The organism is Rhodobacteraceae bacterium LMO-JJ12, assembly GCA_021555075.1.
In the GTDB taxonomy this organism is placed as follows: domain Bacteria; phylum Pseudomonadota; class Alphaproteobacteria; order Rhodobacterales; family Rhodobacteraceae; genus JAKGBX01.
In genome coordinates, this window is record JAKGBX010000001.1 from 1813481 (window position 1) to 1832597 (window position 19117).

At 57.4% G+C, this 19117-nt stretch carries 15 protein-coding genes and 1 riboswitch; of the genes, 9 read left to right on the forward strand and 6 right to left on the reverse strand.

Annotation, left to right across the window (positions count from 1 at the left end):
- Nucleotides 1-14: 14 nt before the first annotated feature.
- Both LZG00_08650 and LZG00_08655 read right to left on the reverse strand, forming a co-directional pair.
- A complete protein-coding gene (locus LZG00_08650; protein MCF3594067.1) occupies nucleotides 15-626 on the reverse strand; it encodes a Ykof family thiamine-binding protein in 612 nt (203 codons plus the stop codon).
- A riboswitch (TPP riboswitch) is annotated at nucleotides 617-724 on the reverse strand. Its footprint overlaps the gene before it by 10 nt.
- 65 nt (nucleotides 725-789) lie before the next feature.
- On the reverse strand, nucleotides 790-3207 hold the full coding sequence (locus tag LZG00_08655) for an FAD-dependent oxidoreductase (GenBank protein MCF3594068.1): 2418 nt from the start codon (nucleotides 3205-3207) through the stop codon (nucleotides 790-792).
- Between the two features lie 130 nt (nucleotides 3208-3337).
- Here LZG00_08655 and LZG00_08660 point away from each other — a divergent pair, with 130 nt between their 5' ends.
- Nucleotides 3338-4654 (forward strand): DUF2254 domain-containing protein, encoded by a 1317-nt coding sequence (locus tag LZG00_08660; protein ID MCF3594069.1) that lies wholly within the window; start codon nucleotides 3338-3340, stop codon nucleotides 4652-4654.
- A 108-nt stretch (nucleotides 4655-4762) separates the two neighbouring features.
- On the forward strand, nucleotides 4763-7183 hold the full coding sequence (locus tag LZG00_08665) for an FAD-dependent oxidoreductase (GenBank protein MCF3594070.1): 2421 nt from the start codon (nucleotides 4763-4765) through the stop codon (nucleotides 7181-7183).
- Nucleotides 7184-7415: 232 nt separating this feature from the next.
- On the opposite strand, the gene aroB is transcribed toward LZG00_08665, so the two are convergent.
- Nucleotides 7416-8531: a 3-dehydroquinate synthase gene (gene aroB / locus LZG00_08670; protein ID MCF3594071.1), complete on the reverse strand. Its 1116-nt coding sequence runs from the start codon at nucleotides 8529-8531 to the stop codon at nucleotides 7416-7418.
- Nucleotides 8528-9079 carry a shikimate kinase gene (locus LZG00_08675; GenBank protein MCF3594072.1) on the reverse strand — a complete coding sequence of 184 codons (552 nt, stop codon included), beginning with the start codon at nucleotides 9077-9079 and terminating at the stop codon, nucleotides 8528-8530. Before LZG00_08675 ends, aroB begins: the two co-directional genes overlap by 4 nt.
- 134 nt (nucleotides 9080-9213) lie before the next feature.
- Between LZG00_08675 and LZG00_08680 the strand changes: the two genes are divergently transcribed.
- From LZG00_08680 to LZG00_08695, 4 genes are all read left to right on the forward strand, one after another.
- Nucleotides 9214-9363, forward strand: coding sequence for a hypothetical protein (locus LZG00_08680; GenBank protein ID MCF3594073.1), 150 nt, complete (start codon nucleotides 9214-9216; stop codon nucleotides 9361-9363).
- A gap of 112 nt (nucleotides 9364-9475) precedes the next feature.
- On the forward strand, nucleotides 9476-11002 hold the full coding sequence (locus LZG00_08685) for a hypothetical protein (GenBank protein ID MCF3594074.1): 1527 nt from the start codon (nucleotides 9476-9478) through the stop codon (nucleotides 11000-11002).
- Nucleotides 11003-11004: 2 nt separating this feature from the next.
- Nucleotides 11005-11946 carry a site-specific tyrosine recombinase XerD gene (locus tag LZG00_08690; protein MCF3594075.1) on the forward strand — a complete coding sequence of 314 codons (942 nt, stop codon included), beginning with the start codon at nucleotides 11005-11007 and terminating at the stop codon, nucleotides 11944-11946.
- Between the two features lie 74 nt (nucleotides 11947-12020).
- Nucleotides 12021-13328, forward strand: a complete 1308-nt coding sequence (locus LZG00_08695) for an HlyC/CorC family transporter (GenBank protein ID MCF3594076.1) — start codon at nucleotides 12021-12023, stop codon at nucleotides 13326-13328.
- A gap of 45 nt (nucleotides 13329-13373) precedes the next feature.
- Here the strand turns inward: LZG00_08695 and tyrS are convergent, their stop codons facing one another.
- The gene (tyrS, locus tag LZG00_08700; GenBank protein MCF3594077.1) at nucleotides 13374-14636 is read right to left on the reverse strand and encodes a tyrosine--tRNA ligase; all 1263 of its coding nucleotides are present in this window, start codon (nucleotides 14634-14636) and stop codon (nucleotides 13374-13376) included.
- A 61-nt stretch (nucleotides 14637-14697) separates the two neighbouring features.
- Between tyrS and LZG00_08705 the strand changes: the two genes are divergently transcribed.
- Complete coding sequence (locus tag LZG00_08705; protein ID MCF3594078.1) at nucleotides 14698-15807, forward strand: anhydro-N-acetylmuramic acid kinase; 1110 nt, start codon at nucleotides 14698-14700, stop codon at nucleotides 15805-15807.
- A gap of 72 nt (nucleotides 15808-15879) precedes the next feature.
- On the opposite strand, the gene LZG00_08710 is transcribed toward LZG00_08705, so the two are convergent.
- Nucleotides 15880-16830, reverse strand: a complete 951-nt coding sequence (locus tag LZG00_08710) for a radical SAM protein (GenBank protein ID MCF3594079.1) — start codon at nucleotides 16828-16830, stop codon at nucleotides 15880-15882.
- 155 nt (nucleotides 16831-16985) lie between these two features.
- On the opposite strand from LZG00_08710, the gene zwf reads away from it, so the two are divergent.
- On the forward strand, nucleotides 16986-18446 hold the full coding sequence (gene zwf / locus LZG00_08715; protein MCF3594080.1) for a glucose-6-phosphate dehydrogenase: 1461 nt from the start codon (nucleotides 16986-16988) through the stop codon (nucleotides 18444-18446).
- The gene (pgl, locus tag LZG00_08720; GenBank protein MCF3594081.1) at nucleotides 18443-19114 is read left to right on the forward strand and encodes a 6-phosphogluconolactonase; all 672 of its coding nucleotides are present in this window, start codon (nucleotides 18443-18445) and stop codon (nucleotides 19112-19114) included. Before zwf ends, pgl begins: the two co-directional genes overlap by 4 nt.
- Nucleotides 19115-19117: the final 3 nt, after the last annotated feature.

Consider the following 19117-nt stretch of genomic DNA (forward strand, 5'->3'; position numbering starts at 1 on the left):
TAAGGATCAGAGGCTTATCGCACGCTCGGGCTGTTGGCCGAGGCGGTCAGATCAATCGTCACATGCCCCTCTGCCGGGCCAAAGCGCAAAAACGCTTGTCTTATCGTCTCAAACACTGCGCCCGCATCGCCGCGCAACCGGGTGCAGAAGTTCTTGGATTTGAGAAAGCAGCCCGAGTCTTTCAGAAAGTCGATACAGCCATAAATCTCGTCCATATGGCGATCTTGCCCCAACACATAGAGCGAGAACTGCACGTCGATCTCAACACCCATAACCGGCGCCGCGCGCACCGCTTCCAGCGCCTGCACCTGCCTCTCGGCCAGCGACGTATCCTGCGCGGTCGCCAGTATTTCACAGCGGCAGTTGGGATCATCCGGCTCGCCCGGACAGCCACGAGATAGGGTAACATGCATGGTGACATGCGCCGGGTCTTGGGCTGCGCGCGCGAAAAAGTCCCGGATCGCATCCAGCAAAGGCTCCGGCGCGCCAACCATCAGGGTCGACATGTCGTCCGTCTCGATCCTTAGCCGGTCGCGATAGGGCGCAAGCGCCTCAAGCCCCGAAAGGATGACCCGGACAAAATCCGAGACCATAGGATACAGTGATACTTGTGCGCCAATGAACATTTTTCCCTCGCTCCGCCGGTATTATCCGGATCAGCTCTGAAGGGTTCGCGCCAAATCGCGCATCTCAGCCCCTAAACGGAGCACCCCTGGTTAACTATGCCGCACCATTCGCCAAATTCCGTGGCCCTGTCAAGCGACAAGGCAGCGCACCCTGGGCATGGGTCTAGCCCCGCATCCGCGTCCCATCGGCGTCAAAAAGTGGCGTGCTGATCAGCCGCGCCTTGCACATCTGCCCCAGAATTTCGATTTCCACCTCCAACCCGTCGCTGGCCGCATCACGCGGCATCAACCCCAATGCGATGGATTTTTCGCCGTGGTGTGAATAACCGCCCGAGGTGCAGAACCCCACAACTTCCCCATCAAGCCAGATCGGCTCATACCCCACCACATCAGCGTCCTGGGCCTCGACCTCAAACGCGCAAAGCTTGCGTTTTGATCCGCTTTCCCGCTCTGCCTCGGCGGGCTTTCTACCAATAAAATCAACATCTTTCTTCCAGGAGATAAAGCGATCCAGCCCCGTCTCCGCCGCCGTGTAATCGGGCGAATACTCAGACAGCCACGAGCCAAAGAAACGATCCAGCCGCAGAGACATCATCGCCCGCATCCCGAACGGCGCCATGCCCAATGGCTCACCCGCTGCCCAAAGCGTATCCCAAAGGCTGCGTTGTGCCATCGGGTCGCAATAGATCTCGTACCCCAGATCGCCGGTGTAAGAGACCCGCTGCACCAGACAATCAACCATTCCCACCGTTAAATGCCGCACATCCATAAAGCGCATCTCCGACACATCTGCACGGCAACAGGCCTGCAAAACCTCGCGCGCCTTTGGTCCGGCAATCTGAAACCCATTCAACCGATCCGAGATGTTTTCGACTCTGACACCTTTGGCTTCATGGCTCTCAAACCAGCGCATATGATAGGCCTGCGCGCCATAACTCGCCGTCAGTTGAAACGCCTCATCACTCAGGCAGGACATCGTGAAATCCCCGATTAAACGCCCTTTGGGCGAGAGCATCGGCGACAGCGAAAGCCGCCCCGGCTTCGGCACCCGCCCGGCCATGATACGGTCCAGCCACTCGCGCGCACCCGGTCCCGTCACCAGATACTTGCCAAAGTTGTGAACCTCATTGATTCCAAAGGCTTCGCGCACGTTCTTAACCTCGCGCTTGGTCGCCTCCCAAGCGTTTGAGCGGCGGAAAGACGGCGTCTCAAAACGTGGCTCGTCACCCGTGGCGAAATAATTGACGACCTCAAGCCCGTATTGCGCGCCCCAAACCGCGCCCATCTTGTCAAATACGTCATACATCGGCGTCTGGCGGAAGGGCCGCGCGGCGGGCAGTTCCTCGTTCGGGTAACTCACGGAAAAGCGCTTTTGGTAATTCTCGATCACCTTCGGGCGCGTATATCCCGGCGTGATCCAGTCGCCAAAGCGCGCACAATCCATTGCCCAGGTATCACGCTCCGGCTCACCCTCAACCATCCATTGCGCCAGCATCAGGCCAACACCACCGCCCTGGCTAAACCCGGCCATCACCGCACAGGCGCTCCAATAATTGCGCATTCCCGGCACCGGTCCGACCAACGGGTTGCCATCGGGCGCGAATGTAAACGGTCCGTGGATCACCGATTTGACCCCGGCCTCTTCCAAGGCAGGAAAGCGCTTATAGGCAAATTCAATCGACGCTTCGATCTTGTCGAAATCATCAGGCAGCAACTCATGCCCGAAGGTCCAAGGCGTGCCATCCACCGCCCAGGGTCGGCAGGGTTGTTCATAAAACCCGATGCACAACCCTTTGCCTTCCTGGCGCAAATAACTTTCACCCGCCGGGTCCATCACATGCGGATGCTCGCCACCGCGTTCAACAATCTCGCGGATCATCGGCACCTCTTCGGTGACAAGATATTGATGTTCCATCGGGTGCAGCGGGAAATATATCCCCGCCATCGCGCCCACTTCGCGCGCCCAAAGCCCTCCGGCATTGACCACATGCTCGGCATGCACCGTGCCCTTGTCCGTCACCACATCCCATGTGCCATCGCTGCGCTGGTTGGTCTCTTTGACCATGCAATGCGTTTCAATCGTCGCGCCGCCCATCCGTGCCGCCTTGGCATAGGCATGGGTGGTGCCGCTTGGGTCGAGATGCCCATCAAGCGGGTCGTAAAGCGCACCGATTACGCCCTCGGTATTGGTCACCGGCGCGATTCTTTTGATCTCCTCCGGCCCGACAATCTCGGTTTCCAGCCCCATATATCGGTGCTTGGCCCGCTCAGCCAAAAGCATGTCCATGCGATCCTGATTGTCGGCCAAGGTGATCCCGCCAACATGGTGCAAGCCACACGACAGCCCGGTAATCTCTTCAAGTTCCTTGTAAAGCCGGATGGTATAGCCCTGAAGCGCAGCCATGTTGGTGTCGCCATTCAGCGTATGAAACCCACCCGCCGCGTGCCAGGTTGACCCGCTGGTCAATTCCGAGCGTTCGAGCAGCATCACATCAGACCAGCCAAGCTTGGTCAGGTGATATAGAACCGAAGCGCCGACAACGCCGCCTCCGATCACGGCAACACGAGTGGTAGACTGCATGTCTCAAGGCCTCTAACGTTGTTTCTGCACCAAAGCTTAAAGGGTGGCCGAACGTCTCCTTGCCTGTCAACGACAGGTTTTGTCGCAAACCCGCGTCTCTCAGATGCAAACCCGCGTGATTTAGCCCGATATGTTCCTCCAGTTCTTCGATCCCTCAACCCTGGTGCGCCGCTTGCGCGAATATAGCCGCAAGCTCTGGGTGCGCGTTGTCATCATGGGTTTGATGTCGCTGGTCGCGCTGGCTGTGGCGCAGGTTGTTGAAGATTTCGTGCCGCGCGAGCTTTCACGCTCTCTCAATGGTGCGGCGGCCGACCGTTTGCTCGACATCATCGCCAACGCCATGCTGGCCGGCACGATCTTCGCGATCACCGTCATGGTTTCGGTCTATCGTTCGTCCTCGACCCAATGGACCCCACGGGTGCATCGTCTGATCATTCAGGACCGCACCACGCAAAACACCCTTGCCGTGTTCATCGGTGCCTATGTCTATGCGCTGGTCGCGATCACCCTGCGCGAACTGGGCGTGTTTGACGATGAAAGCGCCTTTGTGCTCTTCGTGATGACCGTGCTCGTGCTCGGCGTGATCGTGCTCTATCTGATCCGCTGGGTGCTGCATCTGCAAGGCTTCGGAAGCCTGATCGACACCACCCGCCAGATCGAAAAGGTAACCCGTTACCAGTTCCGCGACCGGCTGGATAATCCTTGTCTCGGTGCCTGCGCGTTGCGTGGCGATCCGCCCGAAACCGCCGAAACGATCCGCGCCTCTGAAAGCGGCTACATCCAACAGATCTATCCCGAAGCGCTCAACAACGCCGCCAAATCCCATGGCGTGGCGCTTTACCTGACCCGCAGCATCGGCTCTTTCGTTTTCCTCAATGAACCCCTGCTGAAAGTGGTGAAGACCGGCACCCCCGAAGACGGCGACCATGATCGCGAAAGCCTTGAGAAATCCGTGCGCGCCAATATCCGGTTGGGCGACGTGCGAACCTTTGAGCAAGACCCGCGCTTTGGCCTCATGGTCATGGGCGAGATCGGCAGCCGCGCGCTGTCGCCCGGCGTGAACGATCCCGGCACCGCCATCGACGTGATCACCCGTATTGGCCGCATTCTGAGCGATTACTCAGACGAGACCGCGAGCGAACGTGAAAACCCGCTCGATCATCTCCATGTCGCGCCGCTCGATCCTACCGATCTCTTGCAAGACGGGTTCGGCGCGCTGTCGCGCGATGGCGCGAGCGTGGTCGAAGTGCAACAACGCCTGCAACAGACACTGAACGCGTTGATGCATCACCCAGACCAAGGCCTCAGCGACGCCGCGCGCGACATGGCCGAACGCGAGTTGCGCCGCGCTCTCGACGCTATCAGCTTTGGCCCGGATCGCGCGCGCCTGCTTGATTCCTGCGATGCCCAGGCGCGCGATGCGGTGACGGCCAAACCCGACGGCTGACAGAATGGCTTAGGGTAATGCGCGACAAAACATGTCGGAAACGGACAAATGACTGCCTCGCGTTACAGGCAATCTGAGCCTAACAATCGCAACAAAAGGGCCACGCTCATGCGCTCCCATGCCCAGGCTGTCGTGATCGGTGGCGGCGTCATCGGCTGCTCGATCCTCTATCACCTGGCCAAGCTTGGTTGGCGCGATGTCGTGCTGTTGGAACGTGACGAACTGACCTCGGGCTCCACATGGCACGCGGCAGCCAACATCCACGGGCTGCACGACAACACCAACATCACCCGCCTGCAAAACTATACGATGCAGCTTTATAACGAGCTTGAGGCTGAAACCGGCCAGAGCTGCGGCGTCTTTCAGCCCGGCTCTCTCTATCTCGCCCAGACCGAAGCGCGCGAACACCAGTTGCGCTTGCAGGCCGCCAAGGCCCGACTTTATGGCCTCAACTTTCACGAGGTCAACCGCGACGAAGCCGAGCGCCTGCATCCGCTGGTCGATTTCACCGGTGTCCGCTGTATCATGTTCGAACCCGATGGCGGCAATGTTGACCCGTCAGGCGTCACCAACGCCTATGCTGTCGGCGCGCGCCAGAATGGTGCTGAGATCCACCGCTTCACACCCGTGACAGCGACAGAGCCACAGCCCGATGGCAGCTGGATCATCCGCACTCCCAAGGGCGATATCATCACCGAATGGGTGATCAACGCCGCCGGCCTCTGGGGGCGCGAAGTGGCTGCGATGGCGGGGCTGACCCTGCCGCTGCAACCCACCGAGCATCAGTATTTCGTCACCGAAACTGTCCCCGAGATTGCCGCGTTAAGCCGCCGCCTGCCGTCCGTGGCCGATCGTGACGGCGAATATTACCTGCGCCAGGAGGGGCAGGGGTTGCTCGTCGGCGCATATGAGCGCGACATGCGATTCTGGGCCGAAGACGGCACGCCGCCGGATTTTGGGCATGAATTGTTCGCCGACGATCTGGAACGGATCGAACCCAACATGCTGCGTGCAATCGACCGCGTGCCTGCGGTGGGGCGTGCCGGGATCAAGCGGGTGATCAACGGCCCGATGATCTGGTCACCGGATGCCAACGTGCTCTTTGGCCCGGTGCCCGAGCTTCGGGGGTATTTTGCCTGCAACGGGATCATTCCCGGCTTCTCGCAATCCGGCGGCATGGGTAAGCTTGCCGCAGAATGGATCATAGAAGGCGAACCCAGCATGGATGTCTTCGCCTGGGATATGGCGCGCTTTGGTGCCTGGGCCGACAAGGATTTCACCAAGGCGCGGGTGCAGGACCAATATGCCCATCGCTTTGCGATCCATTTCCCCAATGAGGAACGCAGCGCCGGTCGCCCTGTGCGCACCCGCCCGGTTCATGCCATGCAGCGCGACATGGGCGCGGTCTTTGGCCTCAACTATGGCTGGGAGCATCCTTTGTGGTTTGCCGATACACCAGACACCCGCGACACCAACGGTTTCACGCGGCAAAACTGGTGGGCGCCGGTAGGCGAAGAATGCAAGATGCTGCGCGCGCGCGCCGGAATCATCGACATCTCCAATTTTGCCAAATACCGCGTTACCGGGCCGGGGGCGGAAAACTGGCTCAACGCGCTTTTTGCCAACACCATGCCGCGCGCTGTGGGGCGTTCCTGCCTCGCCCCGCTGATCGGCAAACGCGGCGGCATCGCCGGGGATTTCACAGTGACGCGCTTGGGCGAAGAAGAGTTCTGGATCATCGGCTCGGGCATGGCCGAACGCTATCACCAACGCTTCTTTCGCATGGTCCCACTGCCCGAAGACACGAGATTCGAATCGCTGACAAACGCGGTCTGTGGCTTCAATGTCGCCGGGCCGGATTCGCGTGAGATACTATCGCGACTCACCAATGCTTCGCTGGAAACGGTGGATTTTCCTTTCATGGCCTCGCGCCGTATTGAACTTGGCGGGGTGGATTGCGTGGCGCTGCGGGTGTCCTTCACAGGCGATCTCGGCTGGGAATTGCACTGCGCCCAAGCCGATCAGCTCAGGCTTTACACGGCGCTTCTGGAGGTCGGTCGCGGGTTTGGCGCCGGACCGGTGGGCAGCCGCGCCTTGATGAGTTTGCGGATCGAAAAGGGCTATGGCTCGTGGGGGCGTGAGTATTCACCTGAATACTGGCCGCAAGAGGTTGGGTTGGCGCGGCTGGTCAAGCACGATAAGGACTTCTTGCACCGCGCCGCGGTCGAACTGGTGATGCAGAATGATGCGCGCGAAAGTCTGGTGCTCCTGGCGCTCGATGAGGCGGATGTTTCTGCATCAAACGCCGACGCAACCGGTGGCGAGCCGATTTTCAAGGACGGGCGCGGCATCGGCAAGGTCACCTCGGGCGCCTATGGCTATTCGGTTGGCAAAAGCCTCGCCCTTGGCTTCGTTTCGGGCGCGGCGCCGGGCGATAGGGTCGAGGTGATGGTTCTGGGCCGGGCGCACCCCGCAACGATCTTGGACGCGCCGCCGTTTGACCCAAAGGGCACGCGTTTGCGGGCCTGATCCGAATGGGCGGCTGCGCCGCACAGGTTTTGTTTGTGGGAGCCAGCCCCCAAACGCAGGTGACTTGGGGGCCAGCCCCCAAACAAACCCCCGGGATATTTCTAGCAAGATGAAGGGGCGGGCGATGCGTTAACCTTAATGCGCGGTAATATATTCAGGAATCGGATGTCATACGCTTGGCAGCCAGCCGACAGCCGGGAATCACCCCCGCGATTGGCTGCGTGCGGTGGCGTTAACCTTTGGCTTTGAGGGCGTCATCGAGAACAGTTTTGACGAGATCAAGGTCGACGTCTGCAGTCACGAAAGCCTTGCCAATACCACGCGCGAGGATGAAATGGAGCTGCCCATCGCGCATCTTTTTGTCTTGCATCATCATCTTGACAAGGGTTTCGGCTGATGGGAGTTGTCCTTTTATATCAGATAGATCGGTCTTCATCTTCATGTTGTTGAAGTGGGCACGCACGCGGCTGGGGTCTTCCTGGCTGCACAGGTTCATGCGCGCCGACAGCTCAAACGCCAGCGCGCAGCCGATCGCCACACCCTCGCCATGCAGCAGGCGATCCGAGTAACCGGTCGCTGCCTCAAGGACATGGCAAAACGTATGCCCTAGATTGAGCAAAGCGCGATCACCCTGTTCCGTCTCATCGCGCGCCACAATCTGCGCCTTCATCTCGCAGGAGCGTTTGACGGCTGATATCCGCTTGGCCATATCGCCCGCTGCAAGTTTCGGGCCGTTTGTTTCAAGCCATTGAAAGAACTGATAATCTCCGAGGAGGCCATATTTTGCAACTTCACCGTAACCCGCCAGAAAATCTCTCGGTGTGAGGGTGTTCAATACGTCGGTGTCAGCCAACACGAGGCTGGGTTGATGGAAGGCGCCGACCAGGTTCTTGCCTTGGGGGGTGTTGATACCTGTCTTGCCGCCGACCGAGCTGTCGACCTGGGCGAGAAGTGTGGTCGGGATCTGCACGAAGCTGACACCGCGACGCAGCACCGCCGCGGCAAAGCCGACCAGATCGCCGATCACACCACCGCCGAAGGCGATGACCATACCGTTGCGTTCGACTTTTTGAGAGAGGAGCCATTCGACAGCGCGTGTGAATCCAGGCCAGGATTTGGTGCTTTCTCCAGAAGGGAGGGAGAGAGACGTCATAGAAATCCCTTCTCTTTCCAACCCTTCACGCAGGGTGTCGAGATGCAGGTCTGCGACAGTTTCATCGGTGATGACAGCGACCGAAGGTTGCGACAGAAAAGGTTTGATGTGTTTGCCTGCCTGACCGAGCAATCCGGGGCCGATCTCGATGTCATAGGCGCGATCACCCAGTTCTACATGGACCTTTTCCATCATGGTTTTTTCTCCAAAACATCCGGGCGCGTCTTTAATGCTTCAATCACTTTACCGGCCATGTCCTCAATCGTGTACTCCGCGCGGGCCTCAACGGACAGATCGGCCAACGCATAGATCGGAGCGCGTGCCGCGTATAAGGTTGCGAGGGTTTCGTTAGGATTAGGAGTGCGAAGTAAAGGTCTGGTATTCTTGTGTTTTACCCTGTTCCAAAGCAGCGGTAAATCGGCCTGTAGACACACGGACACGCCTTTTTGTGTGATCAGGGCCCGATTGTTTTCTGCCAGGAATGCCCCCCCACCGGTTGAAAGAATGCCTTTCTTCTCTGTTTCGAGAAGACGCTTGAGAACCTTGCTTTCCTTGTCGCGGAAAAAGGCTTCGCCGTCTCGCTCGAAAATCTCGGCGATGGATCTGTTCGCGGCGTCCTGCAATGCGGCATCAGAATCAAAGAACGGCACGCCAAGACGGGCGGCAAGTGCTTTGCCGACTGCGGTTTTTCCGGCCCCCATCATTCCGACCAGAACAATTGTTTTCTTCACTTTCCAGACCATTTTCGCCGCTCTGTTTCCATTTGAAATCGGCGTTCCCCTGCCAATCTGAAACTCCCGCGTCTGAATGACGTGATCTTGTCAAAAAGGCCAGTTATAAGTTGGATAAAGACAAAGACAAAACGGGCAGGTTGAGCATGAAACGTATTATCAAGTGGCTGTTTATACTGGCGATTCTTGCTATGATTTCGCTTGTGGCCTATGCTTATCTCGGGCCGTTTTTCGGGGCCGATTTTTCGCCGCCGCAGCAGGAGATTCGGGAAACCATTGAGCTGGATGCAAGCTAGAGCGTTTCGAGCACGAGTTGCATTGCAGCTTGAACTCAAAGTGCGCGAAAAAATCAAATGTTGCGTACTGCTCGCTCTGTTTGTGCGATTCGCGGACCGGTCCAGACGTGGTATGCTTTTGGGTGTTGCGCTTGTCTTACCGAACATCGGAGTGGCACAGCAGCCACTTTCCGCCATCGAATGGCTTAACAATCCGGTCCCGGTGACAAGCCGGATCGTGCCGAAATCACCCGCCGGCGCGCCGGAGCCAGCCGTGGTTGAGAGTGCCGTGATCCCCGAAGTAACTGTCACACCTCTGGAGGAGGCTGGACGCGATGCTGTTGGACTGTTGCCTGCTTCGGTGACTGGTTTGCCAGGGTCGATCTGGCAATCCAGCAAGAACCAAGAGTTGGTCGAGGCGCTTCATTCGCAGGACGTGCTGGGGCTGCCGGCGATGCAATCTTTGCTCTACACGCTGCTTCTGGCCGAGGCGGAACCACCAGGGGATGCCGGGCCGGGGCACCGAATGCTCAAAGCCCGCATTGCAAAGTTGCTCGAGCTTGGCGCCGTCGAGCCGGCGTTGGCGTTGATGGAGCGGGCAGGGCCAGAAAACGGTCAGCTTTTCCCGCTCTGGTTTGATCTGACGTTGCTTTCGGGTACCGAAGAAAGCGCCTGTGCCGCTTTGAACAAGAAGCCATATCTGACAGGGGATACCGCCTCGAGAATATTTTGTGCAGCACGCGGCGGTGATTGGAATGCTGCCGCGCTGATGCTCGATTCGGCGCGTGCGCTCAAACTCATGTCGCCGGTGGAAGATCATCTTGTAAGTATGTTTATTGATCCTGAGTTGATTGAGGAAGGTGTTGATATTGCACCACCTTCGCCGGTGTCGCCACTGGTATTCCGTCTTTTCGAAGCGGCCGGAACACCGTTACCGACGGCATCGCTGCCACGGGCTTTTGCAATGGCAGACCTCCGGGATACCTCGGGCTGGAAGGCCGAGTTGCAAGCCGCTGAACGACTCGCGCGTACCGGGGCATTGTCGGAAAACCGACTGATCGACATCTATACCGAGCGACATCCCGCTGCTTCGGGTGGCATCTGGGATCGCGTTGAAGCCGTGCAACGCTTTGATACTGCCATGCAGGCGGGTGATCCGGGGGCCGTTGCCAAAACCCTTCCGGCTGCTTGGGGTGCGATGCAGGCGACCCATCTGGAAGTGCCGTTTGCACGGTTTTATGCCGCCGGTCTCGCGCGATTGCCGCTATCGGAAGAGGCCCATGCCGTGGCCTTTGGCGTGGGTATGCTCTCGCCGGATTACGAAGCGATTGCCAATCGCATGAAAGCGGTCAACGATGAGGAGCGTTTCCTTGCAGCACTTGCGCGCGGGGAACCACAAAGCGGCGTAACGCGTGACCCGCTGGCAATTGCTATCGCTCGCGCCTTTGCCGAAACCGGCCTGCCGTCTGAACTCAAGCCGCTGATCGATGCTGGAAAACTGGGGGAAGCAATACTGCAAACAATGGAGCTTTTTTCCAGTGGGGTAGAAGGCAACCTGCCTGATATCGTGAATGCGCTGCGTGGGTTTCGCGCGCTTGGCCTTGAGGATACTGCCCGCCGTGCCGGTCTTCAGCTGATGCTGCTCAACCAAGGCGATTGAATGTGGGACAGGGTTGGATTTCATCCTTTCTCGAAGCGCAGGCCGCCGAGTTGGGTGCGTCCGAGAACACGCTGCTTGCTTATGGGCGAGACCTGAAAAGCTTTTACGAGTGGCTGAGCGACAATCACCTTGATGCCCAGACTGCCCGTCGCGCCGATGTCGAAGCCTACCTGATTGACTGCGATACGCAGGGCATGGCGCTATCAACGCGGGCACGCAGGTTATCGGCGATCAAGCAACTCTATCGTTTTGCCTTTGAAGAGGGGCTTCGCAGCGATAACCCTGCAATCGAGATCAAGGGGCCGGGTCGCTCCAAGCGCCTGCCCAAAACGTTGAGCCATGACGAGGTTGACCGACTTCTCGATGCGGCCCGAAGCCATGGCCGCAAAGATGACGATAAACTGCGAAACAGTTGCCTTATGCAGTTGCTCTATGCCACAGGCATGCGCGTGAGCGAGCTTGTCTCACTTCCTGTCATGGCGGCGCGGGGGGATCCCCGCATGCTGCTCGTGCAAGGCAAAGGTGGCAAGGAACGCATGGTGCCGCTCTCACCACCGGCGCGTGACGCACTGGCGCAATGGCTTGCCGCGCGCGATGAGGCAGATGAAATAGCGCGCAAATCGGGAAAGCCGTCGTCTCGGTTTCTGTTCCCGTCGCGCGGCAAGACAGGGCATCTTTCACGGCATGGTTTTTTTCTTTTGATCAAGCAGTTTGCCGGAAAGGCTGGTGTCTCGCCATCCAAAGTGACCCCTCACACCCTGCGCCACGCCTTTGCTACCCATCTTTTGGCGGGTGGGGCGGATCTGAGGTCGATCCAAGTCATGTTGGGCCACGCTGATCTGGCGACCACCGAAATTTATACGCATGTGCTGGATGAACGGCTTAAAGACCTCGTGCTCGAACATCATCCGCTGGCCACAAGCAAGGATCGAAGCAGTAGGTAATACATACAGCCCCTTGAATGCTGTGCTTCCCGGACCCATAACCAGTATATCTCGCAAACGGATTTAGATGAAATATGGAACCTTCACCTGCGCTGTTTGACAGCGCGTTCTGGATCACCTCCGGCGCGATCTTCTTGCTTCTGATTCTATCGGGCTTCTTTTCAGGAAGCGAAACCGCATTGACTGCGGCGTCTCGTGGCAAGTTACGTAGTCAGGCCGACAAGGGATCGCGCGGTGCAGCTCGGGCGCTGGAGATCACCGAGGACAACGAACGCCTGATTGGTTCGGTGTTGCTGGGAAATAACTTGGTCAATATTCTTGCGGCTTCCCTGGCCACAGCTTTGTTCACGCGATTGTTCGGTGAAAGCGGTGTGGCGCTGGCCACGTTGGCGATGACGGTGCTTGTTTTGGTTTTCGCCGAGGTGTTGCCGAAGACCTATGCCATCACCAACTCCGAAGCCGCAGCCAGCCTGGTCTCACGCCCGATTCAGATTGTGGTGCTGGTTTTTGCCCCGATCGTCGAAGCGGTGCGCTGGTTTGTTCGCGGTATCTTGGGATTGTTCGGTGTGAAAACCGATCCTGACAGCCACATCCTTGCGGTGCGCGAAGAAATTGCCGGCGCTCTTCAGCTTGGCCATTCGGAAGGAGTGGTCGAAAAAGAAGACAGGGATCGAATCCTTGGCGCGCTTGATCTGGGAGAGCGTGCAGTAGAAGAGATAATGCTGCACCGCTCTGGAATAGAAATGATCGACGCAGACAACGACCCCGAATCGATCCTTTCTCAGTGTCTTGAAAGCAGCCACACCCGGCTTCCGGTCTATCGGGGAGATCCCGACAATATCATTGGTGTGGTTCATGCCAAAGATCTGCTGCGCGGCATGCACAAGCTGATGTTCGGCCCAGAGTCTTCGCCCGCAGGACTATCCGGCTTTCGGGTCGCCGACGTTGCGATGAAGCCTTATTTCGTTCCTGAAACCACAACGCTTGATGACCAAATGCGCCAATTCTTGCGCCGCCGCACCCATTTTGCGCTTGTGGTGGATGAGTATGGCACCTTGCAGGGGCTGATCACCCTAGAAGATATTCTCGAAGAAATCGTGGGTGAAATCACTGACGAATTCGATCTTGATGAAGAGCAAGAGGCACATCGCACGGAAGACGGGCAGCTGTTGGTTGACGGTGCGATGACGATCCGAGATCTGAACCGGGCGACTGATTGGAACCTACCTGACGAACATGCAAATACGGTCGCTGGCCTGGTGATGCACGAGGCCCAGATGATCCCAACTGTCGGGCAGGTTTTCTCGTTTCACGGTTACCGTTTCGAAGTAATCGCGCGAGTAGGAAATCGAATTCAGAGGCTGAAAATTCGACCCTTGTGAAGCGCTATCCCGACGCATTGGCGTCAGGATAGCAGGGGGCTACCGCTATTCCTGGCTTACCAGTTTGACCAAGGCGTGCCGCTTCTTGCCAGCAGAGAGCTTAACTGGTGAGCTAAGAGTGCTTGCGTCTAACATCATCCCGGCATCACTGAGCGGCGCATCATCAATCCGGGCGCCGTTTTCCGCAATCAACCGTTTGGCTTCTTTGCCCGTCTTGGCAAGCCCCGAACGCACAATCAATTGCACTACCGAGATACCGTCGCCGATCTCCTCCGCGCTCAGTTCGAGCGTGGGCAGGTCATCGCCGACGCCACCCTTTTCAAAGACTTCGCGAGCGGTGGCATGAGCCGCATCTGCTGCCTTACGGCCATGCAGAAGTGCGGTTACCTCATTGGCGAGAGTGATCTTGGCTTCATTGATTTCCGACCCACCCAGTGCGGCCAGTCGCGTGCATTCGTCCAACGGCAACTCGGTATAGAGTTTAAGGAACCGGCCGACATCGGCATCGGTCGTATTGCGCCAAAACTGCCAGAATTCATAGGAACTCAACATTTCGTCGTTAAGCCATATGGCACCGTCCTGGCTCTTGCCCATCTTCTTGCCGTCAGAGGTGGTTAGCAGCGGCGTGGTGAGGCCGAAAACCTGCCTGTCGAGTACCCGGCGGGTCAAGTCGATTCCGTTGACGATATTGCCCCATTGATCGCTGCCCCCCATCTGCAATAGACAGCCATAACGGCGGTGCAACTCCATGAAATCATAAGCTTGTAGAATCATGTAGTTGAATTCGAGGAAGGATAGCGATTGCTCGCGATCAATCCGCGATTTGACCGACTCAAACGCAAGCATGCGGTTGACGCTGAAGTGGCGTCCGATATCGCGTAGGAATTCGAGGTAATTAAGGTCGTCGAGCCATTCCGCATTGTTGAGCATCAAGGCCGCGTTTTTGGCACCGCTGTCATAGTCGATATAGGCCGAGAAAACCTTACGGATGCCTGCGATATTGGCGTCGATCTGTTCATTGGTCAGCAGCGGGCGTTCATCGGCGCGAAAGCTCGGATCACCCACCTTTGTGGTGCCACCGCCCATCAAGGTAATCGGCTTGTGGCCGGTCTTTTGCAACCACCTAAGCATCATGATCTGGATAAGCGATCCGACATGCAGCGATTTGGCGGTGGCGTCAAAACCGATATATCCGGGCACAACTCCCTTGCTCAGCGCCTCGTCGAGGCTCTGGTAATCGGTGCAATCGGCGAGAAAGCCGCGCTCCATCATGACGCGCATGAAATCCGATTTGGGGTGGTAGGTCATGTGACTTGTCCCGTATTGTTTGCGCGCCTGTATAGGGGGCGGAAGACGTAAGGAAAAGACCATGTTGAAGCAGGGCAGGGTCAAGGCGTTAGGCGCGATGAGCGGCACCTCGCTGGATGGGGTTGATGCTGCGGTGATTGAAACCGATGGCGTCGAGATATTTGACTTTGGTGACAGTCACTACCGACCTTACTCCGATGCGGAACGCGCCAGTTTGAGGGTCGCACTTGGCCAATGGCCGGGCGGCGAGGGCGTGGCCGAAGCAGCCAAGGTTGTTGTGCAGGCGCACATCGAAGCCTTGAAGGGGTTTACAGACATAGGAGTGATCGGTTTTCACGGTCAAACCCTTGCCCATGATCCGAAAGGGCGTGGAACGCATCAGATTGGAAGTGGTGCGGTTCTGGCGGGCGCGCTTGGGCTTCCGGTGGTTTCGGATTTCCGCTCGGCCGATGTACAATTTGGCGGCGAAGGGGCGCCGCTCGCCCCGTTTTTTCACTTTGCCTGCGCGCGCTGGATTGGAGCTGATGCACCGCTGGCTTTTCTAAACCTCGGCGGCGTTGGCAACATCACATGGATCGATCCAGGCAAAACGCGCCCGGAAGACACAGGCGCGCTTCTGGCCTTTGATACCGGTCCGGCCAACGCACCGATCAACGATTTGGTGAGAGAGCGTCTGGACTTGGATTGTGATCGCGATGGGGCCCTTGCGCGCAAAGGCAGGGTTGAAGATGGAGCGTTGGAGTTATTTCTCGATGATCCTTATTTCTTTCGTATTCCGCCAAAGTCGCTGGATCGCGACGCATTTGCGGACATGATCGGCCTTGTGCGTGAATTGTCAGATGCCGACGCGTCGGCAACGCTTACGGCCATGTCCGCGGCTGCCGTGATGCGCGCGATGGAACATTGTCCTACGCCGCCACAAACGCTGCTTGTAACCGGGGGCGGGCGCAAGAACCCGGTAATGATGCAAATGCTGACGGTAGGCCTTGATTGTGAGGTCATGCCGGTCGAAGACGTCGGCCTTGATGGCGACATGCTGGAAGCGCAGGCTTTCGGTTTTCTTGCGGTTCGTGTTGCACGTGGTATGGCGACATCCTGCCCTTCAACGACGGGCGTTCGTGCCGCGGTCAGCGGAGGCGAGATTAGCTATCCAACAAGCGATCCGATTTAACGGTGATTCAAGGTGAGGTTGGCGCTCGCCGGTCTTGCGAACGGAGCCGTTTTCTTCCGGGTGATACCCGCTTCATATGGAACAGGATGCTCCACCCATCACGCAGAACTTGGAGCAGTGAGGATGATTGAGTGCGACAGGGCCTTCAGCTTCTCTAAGGGTTCTGCCCAACTCGAACTCCGCATCATAGGCCAATAGCGTGCAGGCCAAGACGGTGGGATGTTTTGCGCCTTTGCGTTTCACCACCATACGCGATGAGGCGCACATCACGTCATCGGGTGATTTGTTCAGGATACCCCAACAATCGGTGGTGATTTCGGGGACATCGACCATTTCATCCATTTCCGGAAAGAGCACTGTCTGAGTAGGGTCTACCGCATCGGTCTTGAAACCATTCTCGTGGAAAAGTGCGCTATATCCGGCGCGCGATTGCGTGTCAGTGTCGCCGGAAGTGGTGCGGCCAGCGACGGCCATGGGGATTCCCTCATCGCGCAGCCAGGCCATACTCTGCAGGGTTATCGCAAAGCTTCCGAGCCCACGTTCTGCATCGTGTAGGCGCTCGCTGAAATGATCAACGGAAATGCGCAAGGTGAGCTTTCCAGGGTACTCCCGATTGAGATCTCGCAATCCGCGTCGGTTGGGCTCTCGCATCATCGGTCGCATCGCATTGGTGAGAACGAGAACATCGAACCCGCGTTGCAGTGCATCACGCAACATGGTGATGATGAAAGGGTTCATAAACGGCTCACCACCGGTAAAACCGATTTCACGTATCGGCCATTGAAGCTCATCAATCTGATCGAGATAATCGCACACTTCATCAGCTGTGATGTAAACCAACGCATCGTTCTTGGGCGAGCTTTCAATATAGCAATTCGCACAGGTGATGTTGCAGAGCGTTCCGGTATTGAACCAAAGCGTTTCGGGATGGGTCAGGGCCACGCTGGCGCGCGTGCTACCGTCCGCCGTAATGGTGGGGTCAAGAAACTTGCCCTGGTTCGCATGAGCCGCTTGGTCTTTCATGATATCCTTGCCCTTGTTCGCTAACGCCTTGCTAACGCGCGAAAAGCTTGCACGAAAGCGCACGCAGGCCCACTGACACCATTGTGAACACTCGTCAGCATGGTAGGATATGCGTGAATTCCGGGCCTTTGCCCTGGAGAAGGTAAGAGGCAGAAATGGTTGCGCGTGTCATCCCGGTAGATCCGTTTGACCTTGTCATCTTTGGCGGCACTGGTGATTTGGCTCGCCGAAAAATAATTCCAGCGTTGTTTCGCAGGCATTGTGCCGGGCAGCTCGAGAATGGTGCAAGGATCATCGGCGCGGCCCGAACAGAAATGGATGACGCCGCTTATCGCACCTTTGTCAGGGCATCGATCGATGAGTTCGTCAAAGTTGGTCGATGTGCGCCGGGTACGATCGAAGCCTTTCTGCAAACCGTTTCTTATATGACTCTGGATGCGAAGGGGACTACGGGATGGAAAGAGTTGGCGAAAACCCTGTCGTCAACTTCCAAACGTGTGCAGGCGTTCTATTTTTCGGTCGGACCATCGCTTTTCGGTGACCTTGCAGAGCGCCTTAAAAAGCATGGGATGACGGGGGGAGAAACACGAATTGTTGTCGAGAAGCCTTTTGGCCGCGACTTGCAAACCGCCAAGGAACTCAATCGGACGCTGGCAAAATATTTCGACGAAAGTCAGATTTATCGGATCGACCATTACCTAGGTAAGGAAACGGTTCAGAATCTTATGGCGATTCGCTTTGGTAACATGCTGTTCGAACCCCTTTGGAACAGCCAGTATGTCGATCATATTCAGTTTACTGTGGCTGAAACCGTAGGCGTGGACGGGCGCGAAGAGTATTATGATCGCGCCGGAGCGATGCGTGATATGGTGCAAAACCACATGATGCAACTCTTGTGTCTGATCGCAATGGAGCCGCCGGCCAAGTTTGATCCCGATGCCGTGCGCGATGAAAAACTCAAGGTGATCCGTGCGCTCGACTCCGTTTCGCTCAATGACGTAGTGCGCGGTCAGTATTTGGCGGACGAGGACAGCCCCGGGTATCTCGAACAAGTTGGTAATCCGGATTCAGCCACCGAGAGTTTCGTGGCGCTGAAGGCAAATATCAGCAACTGGCGATGGGCCGGAACACCGTTTTATCTGCGCACAGGCAAACGATTGAAGGCGCGCACCAGTGAAATTGCAGTGGTCTTCAAGGACGCGCCCCATTCGATTTTCGGAGTAGAGGCAGGACGTCACCGCAATATTCTATCGATTGTCTTGCAGCCGAATGAAGGTATCGAGTTGGGCGTGACCATCAAGGAACCGGGGCAGGGCGGCATGAGGCTTCTTGATGTTCCGCTTGATATGTCCTTTGCCGAGGCATTGGGTGAAGAGGCTGAATTCACCCCGGATGCCTATGAACGCCTAATCACGGATGTGATCCGTGGCAATCAGACTCTTTTCATGCGTGGCGACGAAGTTGAAGCGGCCTGGGCTTGGACCGACCCGATTATAGCCGCATGGGAAGAACGCGAAGAGCGACCCCTGCCATACGAGTCGGGCAGCGCCGGACCAACCGAAGCGTTGGCCTTGATGCACCGTGATGGCCGTCGTTGGAGGGAAATACGAAAATGAATCTGATTGAATACGCTGACGCCGACATGCTCGCACTCAATCTGGCGCAGACCTTGGCGGGTGCGCTCGAAAACATGCTGTTTCATGAAGATCGGGTAACGTTGGTTGTGCCGGGCGGGGAGACGCCAGGGCCCGTATTCGATAACCTCTGCGCCGCTGATATTGATTGGTCGCGGGTGGATGTAACGCTTAGCGATGAGCGGTGCCTGCCAGATGTTCATCTGCGTTCTAATGCACGACTGATCAAAAAACGGCTGCTGGTGGGGCGTGCTGGTGCTGCGCGGTTCCATCCACTCTATGTTGGCAGCGAAACGCCCGAGGACAGCCTGGCGGAAATCGAATCCGGGTTGGCGCCTTGCCTGCCGATCTCTGTTCTGCTGCTGGGGATGGGGAGTGACATGCATACTGCGTCGCTATTTGCTGGCAGTGATGGGTTGTTGCATGCGCTCGATCCAAACGCCCCGATCCTCGTGCCAATGCGCGCAGAGGGGGCGCCAGAACCCCGTATCACGTTCTCTGCACGGGTCTTGAATGAGGCGTTGAACAAACATCTGGTCATTACAGGCACGCCGAAACGTAACGCGCTTGAAAAAGCATTGCACAAGACTCCCGAGGAGGCGCCGGTGGTTGCCATTCTAAACGACTGTACGATTCATTGGGCACCATGATGA